Source organism: Bradyrhizobium sp. Kon37, from assembly GCF_055807535.1.
In genome coordinates this window covers 1-25,933 of the sequence record NZ_JBVVOY010000033.1, presented here as the reverse complement: position 1 = coordinate 25,933, position 25,933 = coordinate 1, and the positions used below count along the sequence as shown (strand labels likewise).

Annotated in this window: 23 protein-coding genes; 7 read left to right on the top strand and 16 right to left on the bottom strand. The window is 64.9% G+C overall.

Features of this window, described 5'->3' with window-relative positions; translation table 11 throughout:
• Positions 1-16: 16 nt before the first annotated feature.
• The 7 genes from fsrB to AC0L3J_RS33870 form a co-directional block, all read right to left on the bottom strand.
• The gene (gene fsrB, locus AC0L3J_RS33900; protein ID WP_473349958.1) at positions 17-1,306 is read right to left on the bottom strand and encodes a siderophore utilization protein FsrB; all 1,290 of its coding nucleotides are present in this window, start codon (positions 1,304-1,306) and stop codon (positions 17-19) included.
• A gap of 174 nt (positions 1,307-1,480) precedes the next feature.
• Positions 1,481-3,469, bottom strand: coding sequence for a TonB-dependent siderophore receptor (locus AC0L3J_RS33895; protein ID WP_473349957.1), 1,989 nt, complete (start codon positions 3,467-3,469; stop codon positions 1,481-1,483).
• Positions 3,470-3,987: 518 nt separating this feature from the next.
• Positions 3,988-4,653 carry a methionine ABC transporter permease gene (locus AC0L3J_RS33890; protein WP_473349956.1) on the bottom strand — a complete coding sequence of 222 codons (666 nt, stop codon included), beginning with the start codon at positions 4,651-4,653 and terminating at the stop codon, positions 3,988-3,990.
• Complete coding sequence (locus AC0L3J_RS33885; RefSeq protein ID WP_473349955.1) at positions 4,643-5,809, bottom strand: methionine ABC transporter ATP-binding protein; 1,167 nt, start codon at positions 5,807-5,809, stop codon at positions 4,643-4,645. The genes AC0L3J_RS33890 and AC0L3J_RS33885 overlap by 11 nt, the downstream gene beginning before the upstream one ends.
• Before the next feature lie 227 nt (positions 5,810-6,036).
• The gene (locus tag AC0L3J_RS33880; RefSeq protein ID WP_473349954.1) at positions 6,037-7,509 is read right to left on the bottom strand and encodes a DASS family sodium-coupled anion symporter; all 1,473 of its coding nucleotides are present in this window, start codon (positions 7,507-7,509) and stop codon (positions 6,037-6,039) included.
• 114 nt (positions 7,510-7,623) lie between these two features.
• On the bottom strand, positions 7,624-8,430 hold the full coding sequence (locus AC0L3J_RS33875; RefSeq protein WP_456764371.1) for an enoyl-CoA hydratase/isomerase family protein: 807 nt from the start codon (positions 8,428-8,430) through the stop codon (positions 7,624-7,626).
• A gap of 34 nt (positions 8,431-8,464) precedes the next feature.
• Positions 8,465-9,223, bottom strand: coding sequence for a hypothetical protein (locus tag AC0L3J_RS33870; protein ID WP_456764372.1), 759 nt, complete (start codon positions 9,221-9,223; stop codon positions 8,465-8,467).
• 62 nt (positions 9,224-9,285) lie between these two features.
• Between AC0L3J_RS33870 and nthA the strand changes: the two genes are divergently transcribed.
• The 3 genes from nthA to AC0L3J_RS33855 are packed head-to-tail and all read left to right on the top strand — an operon-like array spanning position 9,286 to position 10,945.
• Positions 9,286-9,912 carry a nitrile hydratase subunit alpha gene (nthA, locus tag AC0L3J_RS33865; protein ID WP_473349953.1) on the top strand — a complete coding sequence of 209 codons (627 nt, stop codon included), beginning with the start codon at positions 9,286-9,288 and terminating at the stop codon, positions 9,910-9,912.
• Positions 9,909-10,568 carry a nitrile hydratase subunit beta gene (nthB, locus tag AC0L3J_RS33860; RefSeq protein ID WP_473261287.1) on the top strand — a complete coding sequence of 220 codons (660 nt, stop codon included), beginning with the start codon at positions 9,909-9,911 and terminating at the stop codon, positions 10,566-10,568. The genes nthA and nthB overlap by 4 nt, the downstream gene beginning before the upstream one ends.
• On the top strand, positions 10,568-10,945 hold the full coding sequence (locus AC0L3J_RS33855; protein WP_473349952.1) for a nitrile hydratase accessory protein: 378 nt from the start codon (positions 10,568-10,570) through the stop codon (positions 10,943-10,945). Before nthB ends, AC0L3J_RS33855 begins: the two co-directional genes overlap by 1 nt.
• A gap of 119 nt (positions 10,946-11,064) precedes the next feature.
• Here AC0L3J_RS33855 and queC read toward each other — a convergent pair whose 3' ends face one another.
• Positions 11,065-11,778 (bottom strand): 7-cyano-7-deazaguanine synthase QueC, encoded by a 714-nt coding sequence (queC, locus tag AC0L3J_RS33850; RefSeq protein WP_473349951.1) that lies wholly within the window; start codon positions 11,776-11,778, stop codon positions 11,065-11,067.
• Positions 11,779-11,917: 139 nt separating this feature from the next.
• Between queC and mazG the strand changes: the two genes are divergently transcribed.
• Positions 11,918-12,778 (top strand): nucleoside triphosphate pyrophosphohydrolase, encoded by an 861-nt coding sequence (mazG, locus tag AC0L3J_RS33845; protein ID WP_473349950.1) that lies wholly within the window; start codon positions 11,918-11,920, stop codon positions 12,776-12,778.
• Between the two features lie 190 nt (positions 12,779-12,968).
• On the opposite strand, the gene hflX is transcribed toward mazG, so the two are convergent.
• The 4 genes from hflX to AC0L3J_RS33825 all read right to left on the bottom strand — a co-directional run bounded on the left by hflX (position 12,969) and on the right by AC0L3J_RS33825 (position 18,629).
• Entirely contained in the window at positions 12,969-14,351 is a 1,383-nt protein-coding gene (gene hflX / locus AC0L3J_RS33840) for a GTPase HflX (RefSeq protein WP_473349949.1), read from the bottom strand.
• An 11-nt stretch (positions 14,352-14,362) separates the two neighbouring features.
• Positions 14,363-14,611 carry an RNA chaperone Hfq gene (gene hfq, locus AC0L3J_RS33835; protein WP_007591126.1) on the bottom strand — a complete coding sequence of 83 codons (249 nt, stop codon included), beginning with the start codon at positions 14,609-14,611 and terminating at the stop codon, positions 14,363-14,365.
• Positions 14,612-14,849: 238 nt separating this feature from the next.
• Entirely contained in the window at positions 14,850-16,220 is a 1,371-nt protein-coding gene (gene ntrX, locus AC0L3J_RS33830) for a nitrogen assimilation response regulator NtrX (RefSeq protein WP_007591127.1), read from the bottom strand.
• A 15-nt stretch (positions 16,221-16,235) separates the two neighbouring features.
• Complete coding sequence (locus tag AC0L3J_RS33825) at positions 16,236-18,629, bottom strand: ATP-binding protein (protein WP_473349948.1); 2,394 nt, start codon at positions 18,627-18,629, stop codon at positions 16,236-16,238.
• A 173-nt stretch (positions 18,630-18,802) separates the two neighbouring features.
• Here AC0L3J_RS33825 and AC0L3J_RS33820 point away from each other — a divergent pair, with 173 nt between their 5' ends.
• Complete coding sequence (locus AC0L3J_RS33820) at positions 18,803-18,949, top strand: hypothetical protein (protein ID WP_473349947.1); 147 nt, start codon at positions 18,803-18,805, stop codon at positions 18,947-18,949.
• A gap of 167 nt (positions 18,950-19,116) precedes the next feature.
• On the opposite strand, the gene ntrC is transcribed toward AC0L3J_RS33820, so the two are convergent.
• Genes ntrC through dusB form a run of 3 tightly spaced genes read right to left on the bottom strand, consistent with a single transcriptional unit; the run spans position 19,117 to position 22,742 of the window.
• Positions 19,117-20,559, bottom strand: coding sequence for a nitrogen regulation protein NR(I) (gene ntrC / locus AC0L3J_RS33815; RefSeq protein ID WP_027566921.1), 1,443 nt, complete (start codon positions 20,557-20,559; stop codon positions 19,117-19,119).
• Between the two features lie 9 nt (positions 20,560-20,568).
• Entirely contained in the window at positions 20,569-21,744 is a 1,176-nt protein-coding gene (locus AC0L3J_RS33810; RefSeq protein ID WP_473249091.1) for a two-component system sensor histidine kinase NtrB, read from the bottom strand.
• Entirely contained in the window at positions 21,741-22,742 is a 1,002-nt protein-coding gene (dusB, locus tag AC0L3J_RS33805) for a tRNA dihydrouridine synthase DusB (protein ID WP_473349946.1), read from the bottom strand. Before dusB ends, AC0L3J_RS33810 begins: the two co-directional genes overlap by 4 nt.
• A gap of 281 nt (positions 22,743-23,023) precedes the next feature.
• Between dusB and AC0L3J_RS33800 the strand changes: the two genes are divergently transcribed.
• Both AC0L3J_RS33800 and AC0L3J_RS33795 read left to right on the top strand, forming a co-directional pair.
• Positions 23,024-24,220 carry a bifunctional 2-C-methyl-D-erythritol 4-phosphate cytidylyltransferase/2-C-methyl-D-erythritol 2,4-cyclodiphosphate synthase gene (locus AC0L3J_RS33800; RefSeq protein WP_473349945.1) on the top strand — a complete coding sequence of 399 codons (1,197 nt, stop codon included), beginning with the start codon at positions 23,024-23,026 and terminating at the stop codon, positions 24,218-24,220.
• A gap of 3 nt (positions 24,221-24,223) precedes the next feature.
• Positions 24,224-24,832, top strand: a complete 609-nt coding sequence (locus tag AC0L3J_RS33795) for a CinA family protein (RefSeq protein WP_473349944.1) — start codon at positions 24,224-24,226, stop codon at positions 24,830-24,832.
• A 17-nt stretch (positions 24,833-24,849) separates the two neighbouring features.
• On the opposite strand, the gene AC0L3J_RS33790 is transcribed toward AC0L3J_RS33795, so the two are convergent.
• A complete protein-coding gene (locus AC0L3J_RS33790; RefSeq protein ID WP_473349983.1) occupies positions 24,850-25,275 on the bottom strand; it encodes a GFA family protein in 426 nt (141 codons plus the stop codon).
• Positions 25,276-25,933: the final 658 nt, after the last annotated feature.

Sequence of the window (25,933 nt, the reverse complement as noted above, 5' to 3'; positions counted from 1 at the left end):
CGGCAAGCCGGGTACCCTACTCCGCCGGCGTGAGCTGCTGGCCGACGCGCATCGCCGCCGTCTCACGCACCCGGACACGGGCGCGGCGCTTGCGCCACCAGATCACGATTCCGGTGACTGAGAGCGCCGCCACGACCAGCCCCATGATCGAGATCAGGATGCGGCCGAACAGCCCCACGATGCGGCCCGAATGCAACGGAAATTGCGCCTGCACGAAGATGTCGGCGGCGGTGCCGACCCAGGGCAGCCGTTCGCCGATCGGACGGCCGTCCTCGCTGTCGTAATAGAGCTGCGCCGGGCCGACGCCGCCGGCGCCGTGATCGTCGCCCGGATGGAAGAAGGCCGCGGCATAGACACCATGGGCCGGGCCGTAATTGACCGAGCCGACCGGGACGGTCCAGCCTCGCCCCTTGCCGTCGGCCGCCGCGCGCGCGACGATGTCGGCGAAGCTGACCTTGGGCTCGATGGGGTCGTCGAGATCGCGATATGGCCGCTGCTCATAGGGCGTCGGCGTGTAGTTCGACACCATCTTCATCAGCGGCGAGAACACCTCGAAATAGAGGTTCAGCGAGAACGCCGTGAAGGCGATGATGAACAGCACGCCCCAGGTCCACAGGCTGAAAGCGCGATGGATGTCGAAATTGATCCGGTAGGCGCTGCCTGACGTCTTGATGGTCCACGCCGGCGCCCAGCGCGCCCAGAAGCCGCGTTCGAGCTGGCGCGCGACTTGCGGCGCCCGCGCCGCCCTGGCGCGGCGCCCCGAGGGCAGCGTCAGGTAGAAGCCGACGAAGCAGTCGATGGTCCAGATGATGGCTATCACGCCGAGCACGCGCATGCCCCAGCGGTCGCTGCCCCAGAATTCCGGGATGTGCATGGTGTAGTGCAGCTTGTAGAGAAACGAGACGAAGTTTTCGCGCGTCACCGGCCACACCGCGCCCCAATAGCGCCGGCCGAGCTCCGCTCCGGTGTTGGGATCGAGGAAGATCTGATTGTAGTCGAGTGCGTAACGCTTGCCGGTCGCGGGATCGATCTTGGGCATGACGAAGAACCACAGCGAGTGGCCCGCCTCCGGCGTCATGAACAGGTAGACCACGCGCGCGCGGGGATCGCGCTGCTCGATCATCTTGGCGAGATCGATCGAAGGAATGGCCGGGCCTTTGCTGCTGACGTCGAACAGATGGCTGTTCAGGACCTCGTCGATCTCGTGATCCCAGGAGATGATCGCCCCGGTGATGCCGGAGAAGAACAGGAATCCGGCCGTCAGCAGTCCCGCCCAGCGATGCAGCTTGCCGAATATCGCTCTCATCGTTCAGATCTCGCCAAGTACGAGCAAAGTGTGTGAGTGCCGAATCTTCCGCAACGTCATGCCCGGGCTTGTCCCGGGCATCCACGTTCTTAGTGCCGCGTGAAAGATCGTGGATGGCCGGGACAAGCCCGGCCATGACGACCTCTCGTGGAGCCTCATCGTCCTCATTCCAACTCACCACCGATACGTCAGCTTGCCGATGGCCTTGCGTCCCTCCGCGTAGAAGCAGCCCGACAGGCTGTAGCAGGCGGCGACATAACGGGTGTCGGCGAGGTTGGTGACGTTCAGCGATAGCCGCCAATTGTCCCTTGTGTAGGCGAGCAGCGCGTCCAGCACGGTCGACGATCCGACCTTGAACGTGTTGGCGTCATCGCCCCAGGTCGCGCCGACATAGCGGACGCCGCCGCCGAACTGCAGGCCCGCGAGCGGCCCGGTCTGAAGCGTGTAGTCGTTCCACAGCGAGGCGCGGTTGAGCGGCACGGTGACCGGCGCCTTGCCGACATTGACCGGATCCTGCGTGACCATTGCATCGATATAGGCATAGGCCGCGCGCAGGTTCCAGCCGTCGGCGAGCGACATCGTGCCTTCGAGCTCAAGGCCGCGCGATTTTACTTGCCCGGTCTGTTCGGCAATGTTGAGCGGAGGCGCAAAGGTAACGACGTTGTCGCGCGTCAGGTCGAAGGCGGCGAAGGTGAACAGCGCGTTCCAGCCGATCGGCTGGTACTTGACGCCCACCTCGTACTGCACGCCGGTCTCGGGATTGAGCAGCTGTCCGCTCGGGCCGGTGGCGAGCACCGGCAGGAACGATTCCGAATAGCTGAAATAGGGCGCGATGCCGTTGTCGAAATTGTACATCAATGCGGCGCGGCCGGTGAAGGCCGATGCATCCTTCGCGACGGACGTATTGAAGATTCCGCTGTCGACCTGCGTCGTCACGAAATCCTGGCGGCCACCGAGCTGGAACGAGAGCCGGCCGAGCTTGATCTGGTCCTGCGCGTAGAGGCCGACTTGCGACTGCTTGACGCCAGTGTCGTCGCTCATGGCGCCCATGGTCCAGTCGTAGCTGTAGACCGGGTTGAAGACGTTGATCTCGGGCGCGGACGTGGTGACGCCAAAGGCGGTGTCGCGGAATGTGGTGTTGCGATAGTCAATCCCGACCAGCGTGGTGTGGCTGAGGAAGCCGGTGGTGAACTTGCCCTGGAGCTGATTGTCCACCGCGAAGGAGTTGATGTAGGAGTTGCTGTAGCTGCCAAAACGCGCGAGCTGTCCCGCGGCCTCGTCGGTATAGCCTCCGCCGAAGAACACCTTCTCCTCGTTGTGCTGATAGGCGTAGCGCAAATTCTGCCGGAACGTGATGTTGTCGGTGAAATTGTGCGAGAGCTGGTAGCCGGCGGTCGCGATCTCGGTGTTGAACGCGTTGAAGCTCGGCACACCCGCGAAGAACGAGACGGGGATGGTGCGGCCGTTGTTCGGCCACACCGTGCCCGAGGCCGGCAGGAACTGAAGACCCCACCCTGCCCGGTCGCGCTGGTAGTTCGCAAGGATCGTGATGGTGGTGTCCTCGTTCGGCTTGAGCGTGACGGCGGGCGCGATGAAGACGCGGTTGTCCTTGGTGAAGTCGACCTGGGTCTCGCCGTCGCGCACCACGCCGGTCAGGCGCCACAGCACGGTGCCGTCCTTGTTGGCGGGACCGCCCATGTCGAACTGGCCCTGATAACGGTTGAAGCTGCCGCCGGAGATCGAGACCTCGCCGAATTGCTGCGCCGTCGGCAGCTTGGTCACATAGTTGAGGATGCCGCCGGTGCCGCTACCGCCATACATCGCCGAGGACGGGCCCTTGAGAACCTCGAGACGCTCGGCGCCGTAGGGATCGAGGCCGTTGAAGTGCACGTAATTGCTGGAGGGAATTCGCAAGCCGTCGACGTAGAGGCCGGACATGGTGGTGTCGAAGCCGCGGATCTGGAGAGCGCCGAAGCGGGTGTCGGAGCCGCCATTGACGTCGCCGCTGACGCCGGCGGTGTAGCGCAGCGCCTCGCCGATCGAGACCGCACCCTGGTTCCTGACCTGGTCGGTCGTGACGACGGAGACGGACTGCGGGGTTTCGATCAGCGGCGTATCGGTCTTGGTCGCGGTGCCGCTGCGCGTCGCAACGAAACCGCGCACCGGACCATTGGCGCGTTCACCCGTGGCGCCGTTCGAGGATGCCGATTGGGTTGGCGCGGCTTGCTGCGCCGGAGAGCGACGATTGGCGCGTGCGGTGCGTGTCGCGCCTGACCGTCGCGTTGATGCGACCGCCGCAGGCCGGGCGCGCTGAGCCGGGGCTTCGACGGTGACGGCGGGAATCTGCGTCTGCGCCTCCACGGCACCGATGGGAACGACGAGAGCAAATGTGCTGGCCGCTCCGAGGAAGAGAATCCTTATCTGTCGACGACGCGTGTCGGAACGCGAAGCAAGTTGGAAGTCGGTCACGTCTGTCGAGGCCCCACGCACTGCCGGCTTCGCCGGTATCGTTTTTGATGCCTCGCCCTAACGCAGGCGATTTCGGAGTGCGATAGGAACTGCGTTAGAATTTCTCCAGACGCGTGCGCAACGCGTGCGACGAATGCGCTCAGTCGTGTCTCGAACTTTGGAATACTTCCAGATCGACAAGAACCTGCTTGTTCGAAATGTCTGGAACGGCGTCAGCGATGTCGCAGCCGGCGATTGACCCGGCGCGCGAGATAATCGCCAGCGCTCTGGACGAGCTGCACCAGCGCGATCAGCACGACGACGACGGTGAGCATCATCTCCGGCATGAAGCGCTGATAGCCGTAGCGGATACCGAGATCGCCCAAGCCCCCGCCTCCGACGGCGCCGACCATGGCGGAATAGCCGAGCAGGCTGACCACCGCGAGCGTCAGCGCCAGCAGAAGACCCGGCAACGCTTCGGGGATCAGCACCTTGAGCACGATCTGCATCGGCGAGGCCCCGAACGAGGATGCGGTCTCGATCAGGCCACCATCGACCTCGCGGATCGCGGCCTCGACCAGGCGCGCGATGAAGGGTGCCGATGCGATCGTCAACGGCACGATCGCGGCCGTCGATCCGATCGAGGTGCCAGCCACCAGCCGCGTGAACGGGATGATGGCGACGACCAGGATGATGAAAGGCGTGGACCGCGTCGCGTTGACGACGATGCCGAGCACGCGATTGACGAGAGGCGCCGCGAACAGCTCGCCTTTCCGGCTGGTCGCGAGAAAGACGCCGAGCGGCAGGCCAAACGCGGTGCCGATCAGCGCCGCGAGCCCGACCATGTACAGGCTCTCGCCGGTTGCCTGGACGATCAGGTTGATGAGTTCAGGCGACATAGCCGAGACGCTCCGCGGGGAATTGATGTTGTGAAAGCCAGGCCAGCGTGCGCGTCGTCGCGTCCTCGCCGCCGGAGATGCCGAGAGGGATACCAAGCGTCAGCGACCCCACATGCTGGCCGCCGATCTCGTCGATGCGGGCCGACAGCAGCGACACGTCGAGGCCGAGCTCGCGCGCGAGCCGCGCCACCATCGTGTCGCCGGCCCCTGCCCCGCGCACCTGGACGCGGATCACCGCCTGTCCGCCCGCAGGCGGCTGCGAAACGATCCGGCTCGCCAGCGACACCGGCAGGCTGTCTCCGATCGCTTCGGCCAGGAAGGATTGTGTGATCGGATGCTTCGGGTGGGTGAAGATGTCGGCGACATGGCCGCTCTCGACGACGTGGCCGGCATCGAGCACCACGACGTCCTTGGCGAGCTGGCGCACCACGGACATCTCGTGGGTGATCAGCACGATGGTCACGCCCAGCTCGCGGTTGATGTTCGCGAGCAGATCGAGGATCGCCCGCGTGGTCTGCGGATCGAGCGCCGAGGTCGCCTCGTCCGACAGCAGCACGCTCGGCCGCGTCGCGAGCGCGCGGGCAATGCCGACGCGCTGCTTCTGGCCGCCGGAGAGTTCGGACGGGTAGCGGTCGTGCTTGTCGGCGATGCCCACCAGCGCAAGCAGCTCGGCCACGCGCGCGCGGATATCGGCCTTGGCCCAGCCGGCAATCTCCAGCGGCAGCGCGATATTGGCCGCTGCGGTGCGTGAGGACAGCAGATTGAAGTGCTGGAAGATCATGCCGATCGAGCGCTGCGCCAGCCGCAAGTCCCGGCCCGAGAGCGCCGAGATATTTCTATTATCGACGATGACGCGGCCCGTGGTCGGCCTCTCCAGCCCGTTGATGAGCCGGACCAGGCTCGATTTGCCGGCGCCGGAGCGGCCGATGACGCCGGTGATCGAACCGCGCGGGATTGCGAAGTCGATGTTTTGCAGGGCCTTGACGCCGGGCTTGCCGCGATAGGCCGGATAGGTTTTCGAGATGCCTTCGAAGCGGACCATCGCGTCGGGCGCAGTCGCGGCAGGTGAGATCGCGTGACCTGGGATCGCGTCAAGCGTTTCGATCGGCTGTCCGATCGCGAGCGACGGGTGGACGTTCATGGAGGCGGCCTTCATGCACAATAGTTCCGCTTGCCTCTGAGGCATCCGGGAACCGGTCGCATCAAGCGACGGAGAGTGAAACGCGATGAGGACTCGGCTGGAGCGCTGCATCGCAGCACGCACCTTCGCCCTTTCGGGTCGCTCTGGCAATGTCAGATATCTGCGGGGAGTTGGACGAAGTTTTCCAAATTTCTCCCCACTGAAGAAAATTCATCTGCCGCCGTCTTGGCCCTCGCCCCGGCTCAGGTGACCCGCAACCAGGGCCATACGATCAGCAGAAGCCCCGCGAAATAGAGCACCCCGAAAATCAGCCCAAAACCCCAGAACTGACCCTTGCCGATATAGCCGCTGCCGAAATACATCGGCGCCGGCCCGGTCGCGTAAGGTGAGATCACGCCCATCAAGCCAAGCGAATACATGCAGAGCATGGCGAGCGTCGTGACCGGCAGGTCGGGGATGCCGGATCCGACCGCGAGCACCACGGGCAGCACGGCGGCGGCATGCGAGGTGATGCTCGAGAAGAAATAATGGATCCAGAAGAACAGCGCGACCAGCAGCAGCATCGCGGTCGACGGCGACAGCCCGGCGAGCGGCTTTGCGTATTCGGTGGCGAACCATTTGATGAAGCCGATCTCGTTGAGGCCCGAGGCCAGCGTCAGCAGCGAGGTGAAGTAGAAGAACACCTCCCAGGCGCCCTTCTCGGCGACGATGTCGGCAAACTCGATCACGCCCGTCACCAGCATCAGCGAGATCACGATGAACACGACGGTAGTGGCGTTGACGAAATTCGAGCCCAGAAGCGGCACGCGGATGTCCGGGCTCGAGCCCGCGATCCACAGGAACATCGCGAGCAGGATCAGCGCCAGCATGATCCACTCATTGCGCGACATCGGGCCCATCTCCGCGAGCTCCTTCGATGCCCATTCGGAAATTTCCGGGCTGCTCTTCACCTCGGGGCGGCAGACCGCGTAGCTGAGCAGCGGGACCAGCACCATCAGGAGGAGGCCGAGCGGCGCAAAGCCCATAAACCACTGCGCCCAGCTGACGTCGATTCCGACGGTCTTCTTGGCGATGGCGAGCGCCGCTGCATTGGGCGCCAGCGCGGTGAAAAACAATGAGCTGGTGACGGCGGTCGACGCGAACGCGGTCCACATCACATAGGTGCCGATCTTGCCGGCGGTCGGTCCAGGCTCGGAGCCGTAGATGCGCGGGATGTTGCTGATGATGGGATAGACGATGCCGCCGCTGCGCGCGGTGTTGGAGGGCGTCGCCGGCGCCAGCAAGAAGTCCGACATCGCCACCGCATAGCCGAGACCGAGCGTGTTGGTGCCGAGCTTTTGCACCAGCACGAGCGCAATACGCCGGCCCAGCTGGCTCTTGCGGTACCCGATCGAGAACACGAAGGCGCCGACGATCAGCCAGACCGTGCTCTCGGCAAAGCCCGCCAGCATCCAGCGCAGCGACTTGGTCGGATCGGGATCGATATAACCGCCGACGCCCGCAACCGTCAGCCCGATCAGGCCGACCGCGCCGACCGGCATCGATTCCAGGATGAGCCCGGTGATGACGGCCGCGAAGACGGCAAAATAATGCCACTGATTGACGTTGAGCCCCGCCGGCACCGGCCACAGATAGATCACCAGCCACACCGCGAGCGGCGCGATCAGCTTCCAGCGAAACCCTTTCGCCTCAGGCGCCTGCGAGCTAGCGGTCATGGGCCCTCCCCCTCGATCGTCATTGTCGTCTGCCGGCCCGTTGATCGGGCCTATTTTGTCCCAGCGCCGCGTATACGGATAGTCCGCGGCGCAATCAATGGCCCGAGCCTGCTTCTACCGCCCTCTGAACTTCGGTTTGCGTCGCGTCAGGAACGCCTCGACGCCCTCCTTGTGGTCCTCGCTGAGGCTTGCCAGGGCGAACTGGTCGACGTCCATGTGGCTGGCGAGATTATCCAGCGCATGCGCCAGCCGGTTGACCGTGAGTTTCGTCATGGCAACGGAGAGCGGCGGCTGCGCTGCCACCTTGCGCGCAAGCTCCATCGCGGCATCGAACGCATGGCCGGGATCGACCACCTGCTCGACCAGGCCCCACTCATAGGCTTCATCCGCGCTGATGCGCTGATCGGCCAGGATCACCGCCTGCTTGGTGCGAGCCGGACCGATCAGATGCAACATGCGCGGAATGCTCTGCCAGCTCATGTTCATGCCGAGCCCGATCTCGGGTACCCGTAGATGGGCATCGCGTCCCATGACGCGGAAGTCGAGCGCGACGGCGAGCGCCACGCCGCCGCCGACGCAAAAGCCCTCGATGGCGGCGATCGTGATCTGCTCCATCTCCTGCCAGGCGTGAGTCAGGCGCGGTCCGAGCTTGAGATGCCGCCGCAGCGTGCCGAGGTCCATGTCCTTGCGCGCGCGGCCTTCAGCATCCTTGAGGTCGAAGCCGGCGCTGAACGCAGCCGCGCTGCCTGTGAGCACCACGACAGAGGTTGCGGAATCATCCTCAAAACTGCGCGCGGCCGCGGTGAGCTGGCGCAGCGCCTCGGGCGACAGCGCGTTGATGCCATCGCCGCGGTCGAACCGCACCACCGCAATCCGCCCCTCCGGTCCGAGGCCCTTCTCGATCTTCACATAGTCACGCAACGCAAACTCCCTTGTTCTTGGGTCTTCCTGGCGCTCACAGATGCCCGGTACGCCGATGTTCGGGTTCGCTTCCATGGACCGGAAACCGGACCGTGGTCCCGATGGTGATCCAGTTGGCATTTTCGCCTGTGATGTTGCGGCCGTAGATCACATCGACGGAGAAGATCTCGTTCGGACGGTAGCGCACACCGGTCTGGAAACGCGGCTGCACGATGCTCGCGATCTCGGAGGCGCCGGCCTGCCCGTAAGCCTCGATCGTCCATTGCAAGGTGTCGGTGAATTTCCAATCGAAGCCGATGCCGTAGGTCAGGTAGTGGCGATCCACCGTGCGATCCCAGAGCCAGCCGCCATTGACGTTAATGCGCATGGTCTCGGACAGTCGGAAGGTCGCGGGGATCACGGCAAAGGCGGATAGCGCCTCGCCGGTCGCCGCGTCGAACGATCCGCCGCCATAGGCCGACAATCCCCACCGGCCGATCCCGGTCGGGACGAAATTCGTCTTGGCTTTTGGCGCGACCGTCGTGCTCCAGCCGCCGTCGCTCCGGGCCCGGATGGTCTGCAGGCTCAGCTCGATCGGCCTGAAGGGATCGACGACGCAGGAGGGATTGGCGACCGCCGAAAAATCCGTGTTGGAAGCCGTCGACAGCCAGCTCTCCACCTTGCAGGAGCCGACCTCGGAAATGTCGGCGGCATCGACCGCATAGGCGCCATTCGCGGCGCGCGCATCCTGCGCCGCGAATGCGCCAAGAGCCGCGATTGCGGCGGTTATTCCGGTTCTTGCAGCCCAGCCCATAGTGCGATGTTAGCAGAGTCTTCGCCTCGACAACGCCCGGATTCTGGGACTATCTTCGCCCCATGAGCGAGCATCATCATCACCACGATCACGACCATTCCGAGCTGTCGGAGACCGAGCTGCGCGTGCGCGCGCTCGAGACGATCCTGACCGAAAAAGGCTATGTCGAGCCGGCCGCGCTCGACGCCATCATCCAGGCCTATGAGACCCGGATCGGTCCCCACAACGGCGCGCGCGTCGTCGCCAAGGCCTGGAGCGATCCGGCGTTCAAGACGGCACTGCTGGAGGACGGCTCGAAGGCGATCGGCACGCTCGGCCATATCAGCCGCGTCGGCGACCACCTCGTCGTGGTCGAAAACACGACGCAGCGTCACAACATGGTCGTGTGCACGCTGTGCTCCTGCTACCCCTGGGAAATGCTGGGGCTGCCGCCGGTCTGGTACAAGGCCGCGCCCTATCGCTCCCGCGCGGTGAAGGACCCGCGCGGCGTGCTCGCCGATTTCGGCGTGCAGGTCGCCAAGGACGTTGAAATCCGGGTCTGGGATTCGACCGCCGAAACGCGCTTTCTGGTGCTGCCGATGCGCCCTGCGGGGACCGATGGCTGGAGCGAGGAGCAGCTCGCCGAGCTGGTCACGCGCGATTCCATGATCGGCACCGGCTTTCCCAAGATGCCCGGAGCGCCGTCATGAACGGCGTGCACGACATGGGCGGCATGGACGGCTTCGGCAAGGTCGAGCCCGAGCCGAACGAGCCGGTGTTCCACGAGGAATGGGAGTCGCGTGTTCTCGCCATGGTGCGCGCGATGGGCGCGGCCGGCGCCTTCAACATCGACACCTCGCGCTTCTATCGCGAGACGATCCCGCCGCACGTGTACCTGTCGAGCTCCTATTACAAGAAATGGTTTCTCGGGCTCGAGGAGATGCTGATCGAGAAAGGCTATCTCACTCGGGAGGAAGTCGCCGCCGGCCACGCAATGCAGCCGGCCAAGGCGCTCAAGCACGGCAAGTTCGATCTCGGCCAGGTCGAGCGCATCATGGTGCGTGGCAAGTTCGCCCGGCCTGCCCCGGCACCGGCGAAATTCAAGATCGGTGACAAGGTCCGCGCGAAGAACATTCATCCCGCGACCCACACCCGCTTGCCGCGCTACGTGCGCGGTCATGTCGGAATCGTCGAGCTGAACCATGGCTGCCACGTGTTTCCGGATTCGGCGGCGATGGAGCTCGGCGAGAATCCGCAATGGCTCTACACGGTCGTATTCGAGGGCCGCGATCTCTGGGGCGCGGACGGCGATCCCACCTCGAAAGTCTCGATCGATGCGTTCGAGCCGTATCTGGACCCGGCGTGATGAGCAGCACGGCTGCTGCCGCCGCGACGGCAGCCATCCCGAGCATTCCGCGCGATGATGACGGCCCGGTGTTTCGCGCGCCCTGGGAGGCGCACGCCTTCGCGATGGCGCTGACGCTGCACGAGCGCGGCGTGTTCACCTGGCCCGAATGGGCGGCAGCCCTGGCCTCCGAGATCAAACGTGCGCAGGCGGCCGGCGATCCCGATACCGGCGAGACCTACTATCTCCATTGGCTCGCCACGCTGGAGGGGCTGGTCGCGCGCAAGGGCGTTGCGTCTGCGGAGACGTTGCATCGCTACCGCGACGCCTGGGACCATGCGGCAGATCGCACCCCGCACGGCAAGCCGATCGAGCTGACGCCGGAGGATTTTCGGTAAGCTGCTTCCACATATTCCGTCATTGCGAGCGAAGCGAAGCAATCCAGAATCCCTCCGCAGAGGCGGTCTGGATTGCTTCGTCGCAAGAGCTCCTCGCAATGACGGCGCAGTGAGGCACCTCACCGCCCCGCCACGTACTCCCGCCACCCCTTTGCCCGCAGGCTGCACGCCGGGCACTCGCCGCAACCGTATCCCCAATCATGCTGCGCGCCGCGTTCGCCGAGATAGCAGGTGTGCGAGTGCTCGCGGATGAGGTCGACCAGCCCGTCGCCGCCGAGGTCATGGGCGAGCTTCCACGTCGCGGCCTTGTCGATCCACATCAGCGGCGTATGCAACTCGAATTTGCGGGCCATCCCGAGCGACAACGCGGCCTGCATCGCGCGAATGGTGTCGTCGCGGCAATCAGGATAACCGGAATAGTCGGTCTCGCACATGCCGCCGACGATGTGACTGATGCCGCGCCGATAGGCCAGCGCCGCGGCGAAAGTCAAAAACACCAGATTGCGGCCGGGCACGAACGTGTTCGGCAGGCCGTCAGCGCCCATCGCAATCGCAACGTCGCGCGTCAGCGCCGTCTCGGATACGGCCGCGAGTGTCGGGATCGACAGCGTGTGGCTCTCGCCGAGCCTGGAAGCCCAATCCGCGCGCAGATCCTTGATGCCGTCGAACAGTCGGTCACGGCAGGCAAGCTCGATGGCGTGGCGCTGGCCGTAATCGAACCCCAGCGTCTCCACGCGCGCAAACCGGTTCAGCGCCCAGGCAAGGCAGGTGGTGGAATCCTGGCCGCCGGAGAACAGTACCAATGCGGTTTCGGATGAAAATACGTCACTCATGGCCCGCGCTTTAGCATTGCGCACGCTGCTCGCCAATCCGGCCCGCCAACTGGTGGAAATCACCCTGTTCCGCCGCGCCACACTGGGAACGGGGGCTCGCTTTTGGCATAAGGCTAGGGAGCCAGGAGACTGCCCCGCAATGACCCCATCCCGCGACATTTCCCGCCTGATCGAGATCATGGCGGCGCTGCGCACGCCGGTGACCGGCTGTCCCTGGGACCTCGAACAGAATTTTGCAACGATCGCGCCCTATACGATCGAGGAAGCCTATGAGGTGGTCGAGGCCATCAGCCGCGGCGACCTCGACGACCTCTGCGAGGAGCTCGGCGACCTCCTGCTGCAGGTGGTGTTCCACGCCCAGATGGCGTCGGAGCAGAACGCGTTCGCGTTTGGAGATGTCGTCGAGGCCATCACGCGAAAAATGATCCGGCGCCATCCTCACGTCTTCGCCGACAAGGACGGCAATCTCGCCTCCTCCCACGTCAAGGAAGTCTGGGACCGCATCAAGGCCGAGGAGAAAGCCGAGCGCGCCGCGCGCCGGCCGCCGCAGGAAGTGCCGTCCCACAAATCGCTGCTGTCGGGCGTGAAGGCCGGCCAGCCCGCGCTGACGCGCGCCATGGAGCTGCAGCGCAAGGCCTCCACTGTCGGCTTCGACTGGAACGATCCGCGCGCGGTGCTGGCAAAAATCCGCGAGGAAGCCGACGAGATCGAGGCCGCCCTCGACCGCAACGACAGCGAGGGCCTGGCGGAAGAGACCGGCGACCTGATGTTCGCGCTGGTCAACCTCGCCCGCCATGTCGATGCCGATCCGGAAGCCGCGCTACGCGCGACCAACGCGAAGTTCGAGCGGCGTTTTGCCTATATCGAGCGGGCGCTGGAAGCACAGGGGCGGACGCTGGAGCAGGCGTCGCTCGCGGAGATGGACGCGCTGTGGAATGAGGCGAAAGGTGAGGCGAAAAGCGCTGCGCCGCCCGAGAGAAGCAACCAAGCGCGCTCCTAGCTCAAGCGTCGTCCTGGCGAAAGCCAGGACCCATTACCCCGAATGCACATTGTTGAACCACGCTGGAGCTACCAGCGTGCCAATTCCAGCCGCTTGTGGTTATGGGTCCCGGATCTGCGCTTACGCTTGTCCGGGACGACAGCGTTGCTTGAGGCAGCAGTTAGCTCAACTCACTGGCGGGCGACGGCGTCTACGCGGACAGTCGCGGCACCGCATCGAATCTGTTGACCACGATGTCCCGCTTGGTCTCGTCCACCCGCACCGTCATGTCGAAGCGGCCGTCGTGCAGCTCCTTGGCCAGCACCTCGGAATTCCGATGCAGCCAGCTGATGCCGGCGCCGTCGGAGGCATCGATCGAGAGGTCGAGCGTGATGCGTTTGGCGGCCAAGCGCTCCTCGATCGCGGCGAGCAGTGCGTCGACCCCCTCGCCCGACACAGCGGACACCAGCATCGCCGGATGATCCTCCGGCCTGCGCGCGGCGATGTTCAAAAGTTCTTCGCGCTGTTCGGGACCATAACGGTCGATCTTGTTCCAGACCTCGATGATGCGGCCTGAATCATCGGGATTGATGCCGAGCTGGCGCAGCACGGCGTCAACGTCGCTCTGCTGCGCCTCGGCGTCGTCGTGCGAGATATCGCGCACATGCAGGATGACGTCGGCTTCCAGCACCTCCTCCAGCGTGGCGCGGAAAGCGGCGACGAGCTGCGTCGGCAAATTGGAGATGAAACCGACGGTGTCCGACAGCATCGCCTTGCCGCCATGCGGCAGCGTGAGCGCGCGCAGGGTCGGATCCAGCGTGGCGAACAGCATGTCGGCGGCCTGCACGTCGGCGCGGGTCAGGCGGTTGAACAGCGTCGACTTGCCGGCATTGGTGTAGCCGACCAGCGCGACGACGCGGTACGGCACGCGCTGGCGGCCTGCGCGATGCAGACGGCGCGTGGCCTGCACCTTCTTCAGCTCGCCCTCGAGCTTGGAGATGCGCTCCTGGATCAGGCGGCGGTCGGCTTCGATCTGCGTCTCGCCGGGACCGCCCATGAATCCAAAGCCGCCGCGCTGGCGTTCGAGATGGGTCCATGAGCGCACCAGGCGCGAACGTTGATAGTTGAGATGCGCGAGCTCGACCTGGAGCGAGCCTTCCTTGGTCTTGGCGCGGCGTCCGAAGATTTCCAAAATGAGCCCGGTGCGGTCGAGCACCTTTGCCTGCAGCTCCTTCTCGAGATTGCGCTGCTGGATCGGAGCCAGCGCGCAATCCATCACCACGAGCTCGACGTCGAGGCTCTTGGCGAGCGCAGCGATCTCCTCGACCTTGCCCTTGCCGATATAGGTCGCAGGGCGGATCTGGTTGATCGGCGCGATGATGGCATCGGCAACGACGAGATCGATCGCGCGCGCGAGGCCGGCAGCTTCGTCGAGCCGGGCTTCCGCGTCACGCAGAACATGAGCTTCCGATTGCGCGTCGGCATTGCCTGCGCGCACTCGCAAATAGGGACCGATGACAAGCACCCGCCCCGTCTGCTTATCCCCTGCCGACCGCGGACGGTCGGCATCCCCGTCGAAATTCCGGGGTTCCAATCAGATCACTCTCAAGCCGGCTGGTCCTCGCCGCCTTCGAACAACTGGATCGGAGCGCCTGGCATGATGGTCGAGATCGCATGCTTGTAGACGAGCTGCGAGTGACCGTCGCGCCGAAGCAGCAAACAGAAATTGTCGAACCAGGTCACGATGCCCTGGAGCTTCACTCCGTTGACCAGAAAGATCGTCAGTGGCGTTTTGGTTTTGCGAACGTGATTAAGGAAGGTGTCCTGCAGGTTTTGTGCGCGGTCTGCCGCCATTGTTTTTTTCTCGCTTTGAGTTTCTTTTTATTGCGCCGGTTGCGGCCCTCTTTTGAAAATTGGGGGTCCTCGTCCGGTTGCCGTCCCTCATGAGATCCCCCTCGGAGGGACAGCGGTTCGATTAGAGGACAGGTAGGCTTATTAGGCAAGCCGCTTCACGCGGCAGCCCATGCCGTATTGCCCCGAAAAACTACGGAAATCGATGATTTTCCTCGCCTATTCCAACGACGTCGCAGCGTTAGCCGACGCCGAGCGCCTTCAACTTCCGATGCAGTGCCGAGCGTTCCATGCCAACAAACTCGGCCGTGCGAGAAATATTTCCTGAGAAACGGCTGATCTGTGCAATCAAATAGTCGCGCTCGAATACTTCCCGCGCTTCGCGCAGCGGCAGGCCCATGATGTGCTCGCCATTGTTGCTGGTCGGCATCGCCGGCACCATGGAGCCGACGTCCTGCGGCAGCATGTCGGCAGTGATGATGACTTCAGGCCCGCCCGCGGCCAGAATCATGACTCTCTCAACGTTGTTGCGGAGCTGGCGCACATTGCCCGGCCAGACATGCGACTGCAGCACCGCCATCGCGTCCTGGCCGATCTGCCGCTTGGGCAGGCCGCTGCCCGCGGAAATCTGCTCCATGAAGTAGTCGATCAATTCCGGGATGTCCTCACGCCGCTCCGATAGCGCGGGCACGCGGATCGGCACCACCGACAGTCGATGATAGAGGTCCTCGCGGAAATGGCCGGCCGCGATCTCCTCTTCGAGGTTGCGCGCGGTGGACGAGATGATGCGGACGTCGACCTGCACCTTGCCGTTGCCGCCGACGCGCTGGAACGACTGCTCGACCAGCACGCGCAAGATCTTGTTCTGGGTCTCGCGCGGCATGTCCGCGATCTCGTCGATGAACAGAGTGCCGCCGTGGGCCTCCTCGAGCGCGCCGGGCTTACGCGCGTGCTCACCGTTGGACTGTTCGATGCCGAACAGCTCGTGCTCCATCCGCTCGGGCGTGATCGCAGCGGCGTTGATGACGACGAAGGGGCCGTCGGCGCGGCCCGAGGCCGTGTGCAACGTGCGGGCGGTCAGTTCCTTGCCGGCACCGGCGGGGCCGACGATCAGGATGCGGCTGTTGGCCTTGGCCGCACGCTCGATGGTCTGGCGCAGCTGGTTCATGCTGGGCGAGCGGCCGACCAGCGAGCTTGCGCTCGGCGCGAGCTGCTTCAGCTCCTTGACCTCGCGCTTGAGCCGCGAGTTCTCCAGTGCACGGTTTGCGACCAGGATCAGCCGGTCGGTCTTGAACGGTTTCTCGATGAAGTCGTAGGCGCCACGCTTGATCGCGGCGACCGCGGTCTCGATGTTGCCGTGGCCGGAGATCATCACGACCGGCAGATCGGGGTTGTCCTTCTTGACCTGCTCCAGGAGCTGCAAGCCGTCGAGCTTGGAGCCCTGCAACCAGATGTCGAGGAACACCAGATGCGGCCTGCGGTTGGCGATCTCGGCGAGCGCCGTATCGCTGTCGCGCGCGGTCCGGGTCACGAAGCCCTCGTCTTCGAGGATGCCCGCAACGAGATCCCGAATATCGGCCTCATCATCGACAATCAGAATTTCACTTGCCATGGGTCGCCTGTTTTCTCAGCTGCCTGTTGAGGCTTCGATCTTCGTTGAATCATTGGTCTTTTCAGCCGGCTCTTTGGTTTCGACGGCCGCCTGCTTTGTTTCCGGATCCTTGACGGATTTCGTGGCCGTTTCGCCGCTTTCCGGCTTGGTCGTTGCCGCGGCTGCCGGTTCGGCCCCCTCGCTCTTGGCGGGAGCGCCGGAGATCGCAAAACGCATCCGCATCCAGGCGCCGCGTTGGCCCTCGCGGAAGTCCGAGGCATCCTTCAGTTCGATGCGGCCGCCATGGTCTTCCAGCACGCGCCCGACGATCGCGAGCCCAAGGCCGGTGCCCTTGGCGCGTGTCGTCACATAGGGCTCGAGCAGGCGCGAGCGCGCCACCTTGGGCAGGCCGATGCCGTTGTCGACGACGTCGATCAGCACGTCCTCGCCCTCGCGCGAGACCACGACGTCGATCCGGCCCTTGCCGAGCTCCTCCAGGGGGACCTGCTCGATCGCCTCGGTGGCGTTCTTGACGATGTTGGTGACGGCCTGCGAGATCAGCCGCCGGTCGAACTGCGCGCGCAGCGGGTCTTCCCTGAACTCGGCCTCGATATCGATCTCGGGGTGGGCGACCTTCATCAGGAACACCGCCTGCCGCACTGCGTCGGCGACGTCCTCACCCTCCATCACCGGCTTCGGCATCCGCGCAAAGCGCGAGAACTCGTCGACCATGCGACGGATATCGTCGACCTGACGCACGATGGTGTCGGTGCACTGTTCGAAGATCTGCTTGTCTTTGCCCTCGGTGATGTCCTTGCCGAATTTGCGGCGAATGCGTTCGGCGGAGAGCTGGATAGGGGTTAGCGGGTTCTTGATCTCGTGCGCGATGCGGCGCGCAACGTCGCCCCAGGCCGAGGTGCGTTGCGCCGAGACCAGTTCGGTGATGTCGTCGAGGGTGATGATGTAGCTGTCGTGGGGTTGGCTGGTCTTCTCGGCGCTGACGCGGACCGACAGATTGCGTTCCTGCCCGTCCCGGGTGATCGTGATCTGCCCCTGCACCAGGCGCTGGGTCCCTTCCCGCGCGCTCTTCATCATCTCTTCGAGCTCGGGCAGCACGTCGGAAAGCGGATGGCCGAGCGTCTCGGCTTCGGAGTGCCCGATCAGCTTTTCGGCGGAACGGTTGAGGATGCCGACGCTGCCTGAATTATCCACGCCGATGATGCCGGCGCTAGCCGACGACAGCACCGCCTCGATGAAGCGGCGGCGGCTGTCGATGAGGTCGCTGGCGTTGACCAGCTCGTCGCGCTGGCTGCGCAACTCCTCCGTCATCTTGTTGAAGGTCTCACCCAGCTGGGCGAGGTCGCCTTCCGACTGGTGCACCGGCACTTTCACATGGAGGTCGCCGGTCGAGACCGTCTGGGCCGCGTTCATCAGCCGCCGGATCGGCGAGACCAGTGAGTTGGCGAAGTTGAGGCCGATCAGCACCGAGGCCATCAGGATGGTCAGCGCGATCACCGCGAACATCAGCGCGAACGCGACCTGGATGCCGAGCCGGCGCGACTCGATCTGGGCGTATTCGGCGACGCTGACCTCGGTCTGCTTGAGCTGGTTGACGACATTCGGATCGAGCGGCCGCGCGACGTAGAGGAAGGTGTCGCTGAAGGCGCGCAAGCGGACCACCGCGGCGACGAAGCTCGCATCGGGCAGCACCGCGATCTCGGGCTCGGATTCGTTGACGTTGCTGAGGAAGTCCGGCGCCGGCGGCGAATAGGCCAGCCGCATGCCGGTGTCGGCGGATTCGAGAATGTTGGTGTTCTTGTCGATGATCATCGCGCCCGGCAAATTGCGCGAGGCGGCGCTGGACGTCAGCAATTCGCGAAAAGAGCGGCGATCCTGGTCGTAGAGCGGCCGGGCGTGGGCGATGTCGTTGGCCATGCCGAGAATGTCGCCCCGGATCAGCTGCGCGTGGTCCTGCATGTAGGCGCGCGCGATCGTCAGCGAATTCTGGATCACCTCTTTGGTCGGGCCGGAGAACAGGCGGTCGAGGCCGCGCTCGATGGTGACGTTGGCGACGACGGCGACCAGCACCGCCGGCAGCACCGCCACGATCGAGAACAGGCTGACGATCTGGACATGGAGGCGCGCCGCCGCCCTGCCCCGCCGTCGCGCCAGGATCAGCTGCCAGAGCTCGCGGATGATGATGCCGACCAGCAGCAGGATCGTGCCAGCATTGATCAGATAGAACGAGCGGACAACCGCCGGGGTCGGCTCGATCGACGTGAGGCCGGTCAGGACCAGGAACGTCAGGCAGGCCGACAGCAGGGCCAGGGCCACGGCGAACGGCGCCAGCCAGCGGCGCGCCGACCAACGCCGGGGCTCTTCAGCTGGGGCCGTGTCAAAGGATGCGGCCGAGGTGTCTGCGCTGGTCATTCCGGCAATGGGTGCTGAAAACGGGGTCCGCGGCGGGCGGATACTGATGTATTCGTACCACATTGTTGCCGAATTGCGACAATTCCGCGGCGCCCCCGCCGCGACCGACCCGCGCATCCACAGCGACATGCCGCAGGGCGGGAACGGAATCCGGCTCCGGCGGCTTGACCGGCATGCACAAATTCTTTCTCGCAATGATGGTGTCGGCCGTGCTGCTGCTGATCGTGGCGGCGGATCTGCTGGTCAATGGTCTCGGGGTGCAGGAGCCCAATGCGAACGTCGCCAGCGCGATACAGCTAGCAGGCCGGTTTGTCAGATAGGTGTGAGGCCGGGTCCCGCGGCAGAAATCACCATATGAATGTTCCGGAGGAACGTTTCGGTCCCATCGGGACTTCTGCTCACCGCGTCAGCCACAACGGCCAACGCGAACCGGACAGGCTCAGCTCCGCTTGATAGGGGAGCTGAGCCACCGTCGGTTGCGGGAAGGCTAGCCCCCGCTCCGATACACCTGGATATCGAGATCCCGGATCTTCTTCCGCAGCGTGTTGCGGTTGAGGCCGAGCAGATCGGCCGCGCGGATCTGGTTGCCGCGGGTGGCGGCGAGCGCGGCCGTAAGCAGCGGCACCTCGATCTCCTTCAGGATGCGGTGATAGAGGCCCGGCGGCGGCACGCCGTTCGGGAAGCCCTGGAAGTGCGAGGAGAGATACGCTTCCACGGCGCCGCCGAGATTGTCGACGCCATGCTGGACTGCGGCACCCGGGCTGACCGTGGGTGGCGCCAACTCGCCGTCGATGACCGAGCCCGTGATCACGTCCTGCGGATAGAGCGCCGCGAGGCGACGGGCGAGGTTCTCGAGCTCGCGCACGTTGCCCGGCCAGCGATGCTGCTTCATCCGCTCCAGCGCCAGCGCGTCGAGCTTCTTCGGCGGCAGTCCGTCCTTCTCGGCCAGCGCGAAGAAATGACGGATGAGATCCGGCAGATCCTCGATGCGCTCGCGCAACGGCGGCAGCCGCAGCGGCACGACGTTGAGACGGAAGAACAGATCTTCGCGGAACAGGCCCTGCTGGATCAGGACGCGCAGATCCTTGTTGGAGGCCGCGACGATGCGCACGTCGGTCTTGATCGGGGTGCGGCCGCCGACCGTGGTGTATTCGCCCTGCTGAAGCACGCGCAGCAGACGGGTCTGCGCCTCCATCGGCATGTCGCCGATCTCGTCCAGGAACAGCGTGCCGCCCTCGGCCTGCTCGAAGCGGCCGGAGGCGCGGGTGTTGGCCCCGGTGAAGGCGCCGCGCTCGTGGCCGAACAGTTCGGACTCGATCAGGTCGCGCGGGATTGCCGCCATGTTGACCGCGACGAACGGGCCGTTGCGGCGCTTGCCGTAGTCGTGCAGCGCGCGCGCCACCAGCTCCTTGCCGGTACCGGACTCGCCCGTGATCATCACCGTGAGGTCGGTCTGCATCAACCGCGCCAGCACGCGATAGATTTCCTGCATCGCCGGCGAGCGGCCGACCAGCGGGATCGCCTCCATCTCGGCGTCCTCGTTCGGCGTCGAGACCCGCTCCTTCGGCTCGGCCAGCGCGCGGCCGACGATGGCGATCAGCTCCTTCAGGTCGAAGGGCTTCGGCAGATATTCATAGGCGCCGCGCTCGGAGGCGCGGATCGCCGTCATGAAGGTGTTTTGCGCGCTCATGACGATGACAGGCAAATTCGGCCGCATCTTCTTGATCCGCGGCAACAGGTCGAACGCGTTCTCGTCGGGCATCACCACGTCGGTGATGACGAGATCGCCCTCCCCCTGGCTGACCCATCGCCACAGCGTCGCGGCATTGCCGGTCAGCCGCACTTCGTAGCCGGCGCGCGATAGTGCCTGATTGAGAACGGTGCGGATGGCGGTGTCGTCATCAGCAACGAGAATGCTACCTGCGGGCATCGTTAATCCTCATTTTGCCCCCTGTGACGCAGACGACGACTTCCCGGCAGAGCCGTCGCGACTGCTTTGATCGGCATGTTTCACCGATGTGGAATACATCGGCATCAGCACGCGGAAGGTGGTCTTCCGCGGCTGAGATTCGCATTCGATGATGCCCCCGTGATCCCCGATGATCTTTGCGACCAGCGCGAGACCCAGACCCGAGCCGGTCTGCTTGGTGGTGACAAAGGGATCGAACAGGTTGGGCAGAAGATCGTCCGGCACGCCTGGTCCGTTGTCCTTCACGCAGAATTCGAGCGGCAGGGATACACGGGATTTTTGACCGGGGACTGACAGGCGCACGCCGGGACGAAATGCGGTGGTGAGCTGGATTTCGCCGTCGGGAACGTCGATCAGCGCTTCGGCGGCGTTCTTCACCAGGTTGAGGAACACCTGGATGAGCTGGTCCTGGTTCGCCAGCACCGGCGGCAGCGAGGGATCGTAGTCCTCGACGAAGCGGATGTTGCGGGCAAAGCCGGACTGCGCCAGCCGTTTGACATGATCGAGCACCGAATGGATGTTGACGGGGCCGCGCACCACGGGGCGCTCGTCGCCGAACACCTCCATGCGGTCGACCAGCGTCACGATGCGGTCGGCCTCGTCGCAGATCAGCCGCGTCAGCATGCGGTCTTCCGAGGAGGCCTGCTGCTCCAGGAGCTGCGCCGCGCCGCGGATGCCGGAGAGCGGGTTCTTGATTTCATGCGCCAGCATCGCGGCGAGCGCGATCACCGAGCGCGCGGCGCTGCGATGGGTGAGCTGGCGGTCCATCTTGTCGGCGATGGAGCGCTCCTGGAGCATCACCACGATATGGCCGGGCCGTTCCGTGACGGGGGCAACGTGCAGATCGACCTGGCGGTCCCCGCCCATGCGCGGCGTGCCCAGATCGACCTTGTATTCGTTGACCGGCGCGTTCGACGAACGCACCTGGTCGATCAGCGCCAGCAAGGGGCTGCCGAACGGCACCAGCTCTTTCAGCGACTGCCGCTTCAAGAACTGCGTCGAGATATCGAAGAAGGCTTCGGTTGCGATGTTGGCGGCGACGATCTTGCCGTCCGGCCCGATCATGAGCATGGGATTCGGCAGTGCGTCCAGTATGGCATCGCTGTCGGACGCAACGGGCCGACGATGTTCAGCGGCTGAGCTCATGCAGCGGCGCTCCATGCGAAGTCGTCGAAGGCATCTTGCAGTGATCGGTGGACGAGGCGCGGATCCTCCGAGGTGAGGATTTTCTGGCGCCAGGATTTCAGCTTCTCGGCCGGCGCGCGGCTCACATCGGCCGCGACGTCGAGCGCCCAGCCGAGATGTTTTCGCGCGTGCCGCAGCCCGATGCGCAAGCCGTAGAGCGCGCAGACGCCTTCATAAAGCGTGCGGACGTAATGCAGCTGCGTCTCGAGCGACGGCGTGGCTTCCGCCGCCCCGCCCTTGAGGCGGCGGCCGATCTGGCCGGGCAGCCAGGGCTGGCCCTGCGCGCCGCGGCCGATCATCACGGCGTCGGCGCCGGAGGCCTCTAACGCCGCGAGCGCCTTCTCGTAAGTCGTGATGTCGCCATTGACGACGAGCGGAATGGAGATGGCCTCCCGCACGGCGCGGATCGCGTCCCAATCGGCCTCGCCCTTGTAGAATTGGCAGCGGGTGCGGCCGTGCACGGTGACGAGCTTGATGCCCGACGCCTGCGCCCGCCGCGCCAATTCCGGCGCGTTACGGGTGCGGTCGTCCCAGCCGAGCCGCATCTTCAGCGTCACCGGCACCTTCACCGCCGCGATCGTCGCTTCGATCAGGCTGACGGCGTGGTCGAGGTCGCGCATCAAGGCGGAACCGGACTGGCCGCCGGTGACGTGACGGGCCGGACAGCCCATGTTGATGTCGATAATGTCGGCGCCTTCGGCTTCGGCGATCCGGGCGCCCTCTGCCATCCAGTGCGTCTCGCAACCGGCGAGCTGGACCACGTGCGGACCGATCCCGGTGGCTTCGCAGCGCAACCGGGACATATGATGGCCATTGGCGAGTTCGTCGCTGGCCGTCATTTCGGACACCACCAGACCGGCCCCCAACTCCGCGGCCAGCCGGCGGACGGGCGAGTCAGTCACCCCCGACATCGGCGCCAGGAAGACCGGGGTGGCGACGTCAATATCGCCTATCTTCAATGGCTTAGAGCCTGATACTGCCGAGCCGGTCACAGGGGTCTCGTTGCGTTGGCAGCGCCTCATCGCGCCTGCCATGACCTATCTTGCGCACAATTCTTGTGCAGTCAAGCGTCATGCCTACAGTTTAGACAGTTCTGCAAATCTTTCAAGTGCAGTGCAGCAAAATGCTGTTTCCCACAATCCGGGGAAACCCCCTTTTTTTGCGGGCCTGCCGTGCTAGAGGCATGCGGCAATCACCCCACCCCCGACTCTCTTCATCATCAAATGAGTATTTGAGTCCTATGGCGAAATCACAGCGCACCGCAGTCGTTCTCGTCGCGGCCGGACGCGGCCTGCGCGCAGGCGCCGGTGGCCCCAAGCAATATCGCGAGATCGGCGGCGTGCCGGTGATCTATCGCGCCATGGAGGCCTTCAGCCGTCATGGAGACGTGTTCGCGGTTCAGCCGGTCGTGAACCCCGACGACAGCGCCATGTTCACGGCAGCGGTCGCAGGGCTCAGCCACGAGGCGCCGGTCAATGGCGGCGCAACCCGGCAGGCCTCGGTGCTCGCCGGTCTCGAAGCGCTCGCCAGGCACAAGCCCGACATCGTGCTGATCCACGACGCCGCGCGCCCCTTCGTTTCGGAAGGCGTGATTACCCGCGCGATCGATGCGGCCAGCCGCACCGGCGCCGCGATCCCCGTCGTTCCCGTCACCGACACCATCAAGGTCACCGGCGAGAACGGTAATGTCGAGGATACGCCGGACCGGGCGCGGTTGCGGATCGCACAGACGCCGCAATCCTTTCGCTTCGACGTCATCCTCGAAGCGCATCGTCGCGCGGCCAAGGACGGGCGCAGCGATTTCACCGACGATGCCGCGATTGCCGAATGGGCGGGATTGACGGTTGCAACCTTTGAAGGCGATGTTGCCAATATGAAGCTCACCACCCCCGAGGATTTCGTGCGCGAGGAAGCGCGGCTGGCCAGCCTGCTCGGCGACATCAGGACCGGCACGGGCTACGACGTCCACGCCTTCGGCGAGGGCGACCATCTCATGCTCTGCGGCGTGCGCGTGCCGCACACCAAGGGCTTCCTGGCCCATTCCGACGGCGATGTCGGCCTGCATGCGCTGGTCGACGCCATCCTCGGCGCGCTCGCTGACGGCGATATCGGCTCGCACTTTCCGCCCAGCGACGCGAAGTGGAAAGGCGCCTCCTCCGACCAGTTTTTGAAATACGCCATCGAGCGCGTCACCCAGCGCGGCGGCCGCATCGCCAATCTCGAGGTCACCATGATCTGCGAGCGACCGAAGATCGGCCCTTTGCGCGACACCATGCGCGCGCGCATCGCCGAGATCTCCGGCGTCGACCTCTCCCGGGTCGCGGTCAAGGCGACCACCAGCGAGCGGCTCGGCTTCACCGGCCGCGAGGAAGGCATCGCGGCCACCGCGAGCGCCACCATCCGTCTGCCGTTTAACGAGAAGATTTGGAGTGTCTAGGCCATGGCCGGCAGCGACGCACGCGCCCTCTCCCGCTCGCTGCTCGATCTGTGCCGGATGCGCAAGCTGACGATCGCGACTGCGGAGTCCTGCACCGGCGGTCTCGTCGCGGGCGCGCTGACCGACATTCCCGGCTCCTCCGACGTGATCGATCGGGGTTTCGTCACCTATTCCAACGACGCCAAGCGCGCGATGCTCGGGGTCGAGGCAAGCACGCTCACCAATTTCGGTGCCGTCAGCAGGGAGACCGCAACAGCCATGGCGGTCGGCGCGCTGGAGCGTGCCGGCGTCGATCTTGCAGTCGCCATCACCGGCATTGCCGGCCCCGGCGGCGCCACACCGGGCAAGCCGGTGGGCCTCGTGCATTTCGCTGCCGCCGCGCGCGACGGACGTATCGTTCACCGCGAGCATCGCTTTGGCGCCATCGGCCGCACCGCCGTGCGTCAACGCTCGGTGGTCGAGGCGCTGCGCATGCTGATGGATCTCGCCCGCGGCCCAGTCCAGACCAAGCCGCGCCGTGAAGCCGCTGTAACCCGCCTGCGCCCCCGCGTGACACGCTCGCCGCGCCGGCATGCCGCGAAGCGCAGGCCGCCGCGGTCGCCGCGCGGCTGAGCCAGGCAACCCCGCCCTCAGTCAGCCGGAATGAAGCGGAGCGTGCCGGCCCGCCGCGTCGGCTGACCGGTGTCGTTGGTGTGGTTGATGCCGTCCATGACCGGCACCTCAGTGAAATCGAACGGGCTTACCCCATCCAGGCAGGCGACGTTGACGGCATAGAGAGATTGGTCGGATCGTCGCTGATGGTGCGTGTAGATTCCGCAACGGGAACAGAAGAAGTGCTGCGCTGATCCGGTATGGAAGCGGTAGCTTGTGAGCGCATCCTCGCCCTGGAGGAACTTGATCCCGCCCATTGCCGCCATGACGACGACGGCGCCGCGCATGCGGCAGTAGGAGCAGGTGCAGCGGCGGATCGAATTGAAGCCGTCGCTGAGCGTCGCCTCGAAACGCACGGTGCCGCAATGGCACTGGCCAGCCCGAACGTTCGTGTCGCCCACCATCACGCCCAAGTCTCCTGTTTAGGACTCTCCTGTTCGGATCGCTTCTACGATATCCCGCGCAGGATCACCAAGCCCTCATCACGCCGCCGCGAGTCCCGTGGCCCGGATGGAGCGAAGCGCAATCCGGGATTCGTTCCGCGGGTACGGGCCCCGGATTACGCTGGGCTCCATCCGGTCTACAAGACCTTGCGTCGCCCGACGGGCAAAACACCCAAACGACAGGTCAATCCGCTGGCGCGAAAATATTCGCCTTTACAGAAATTCTGATTTATCGCATCTTGTCGCCACCTCATCCCGGTCAGAGGGGCGTATCGCGATCGTCACGAAACGCGGGGTGAGCTGCGGTGGACGCTAGTCACATCGGCGCGAAGGGCTTCGCAGGGCGGGAAACCGTGAGCGAGGGCATCGCGCACACGACCGGTGCTATTAGCGTACGGCAAAACCGTGTCGTCCTGACGCCCGGGGTCTGTGCGTCAAGTCTTGTGGTGATGTGGGCGGCCCGACCGGGCGCTCACATCAGCCATCCGCAAGGCGACGGGGGCAATAGTGCATCGCTCCCCGGGGAGAGCTCGGCATAAGCCGTCAAACCACTGCGCAGGGAAGGCCGTGTGTTGGGCTTCACCTGTATGCCGCTGTGCAGCCTCTTGTAGTGCAACCT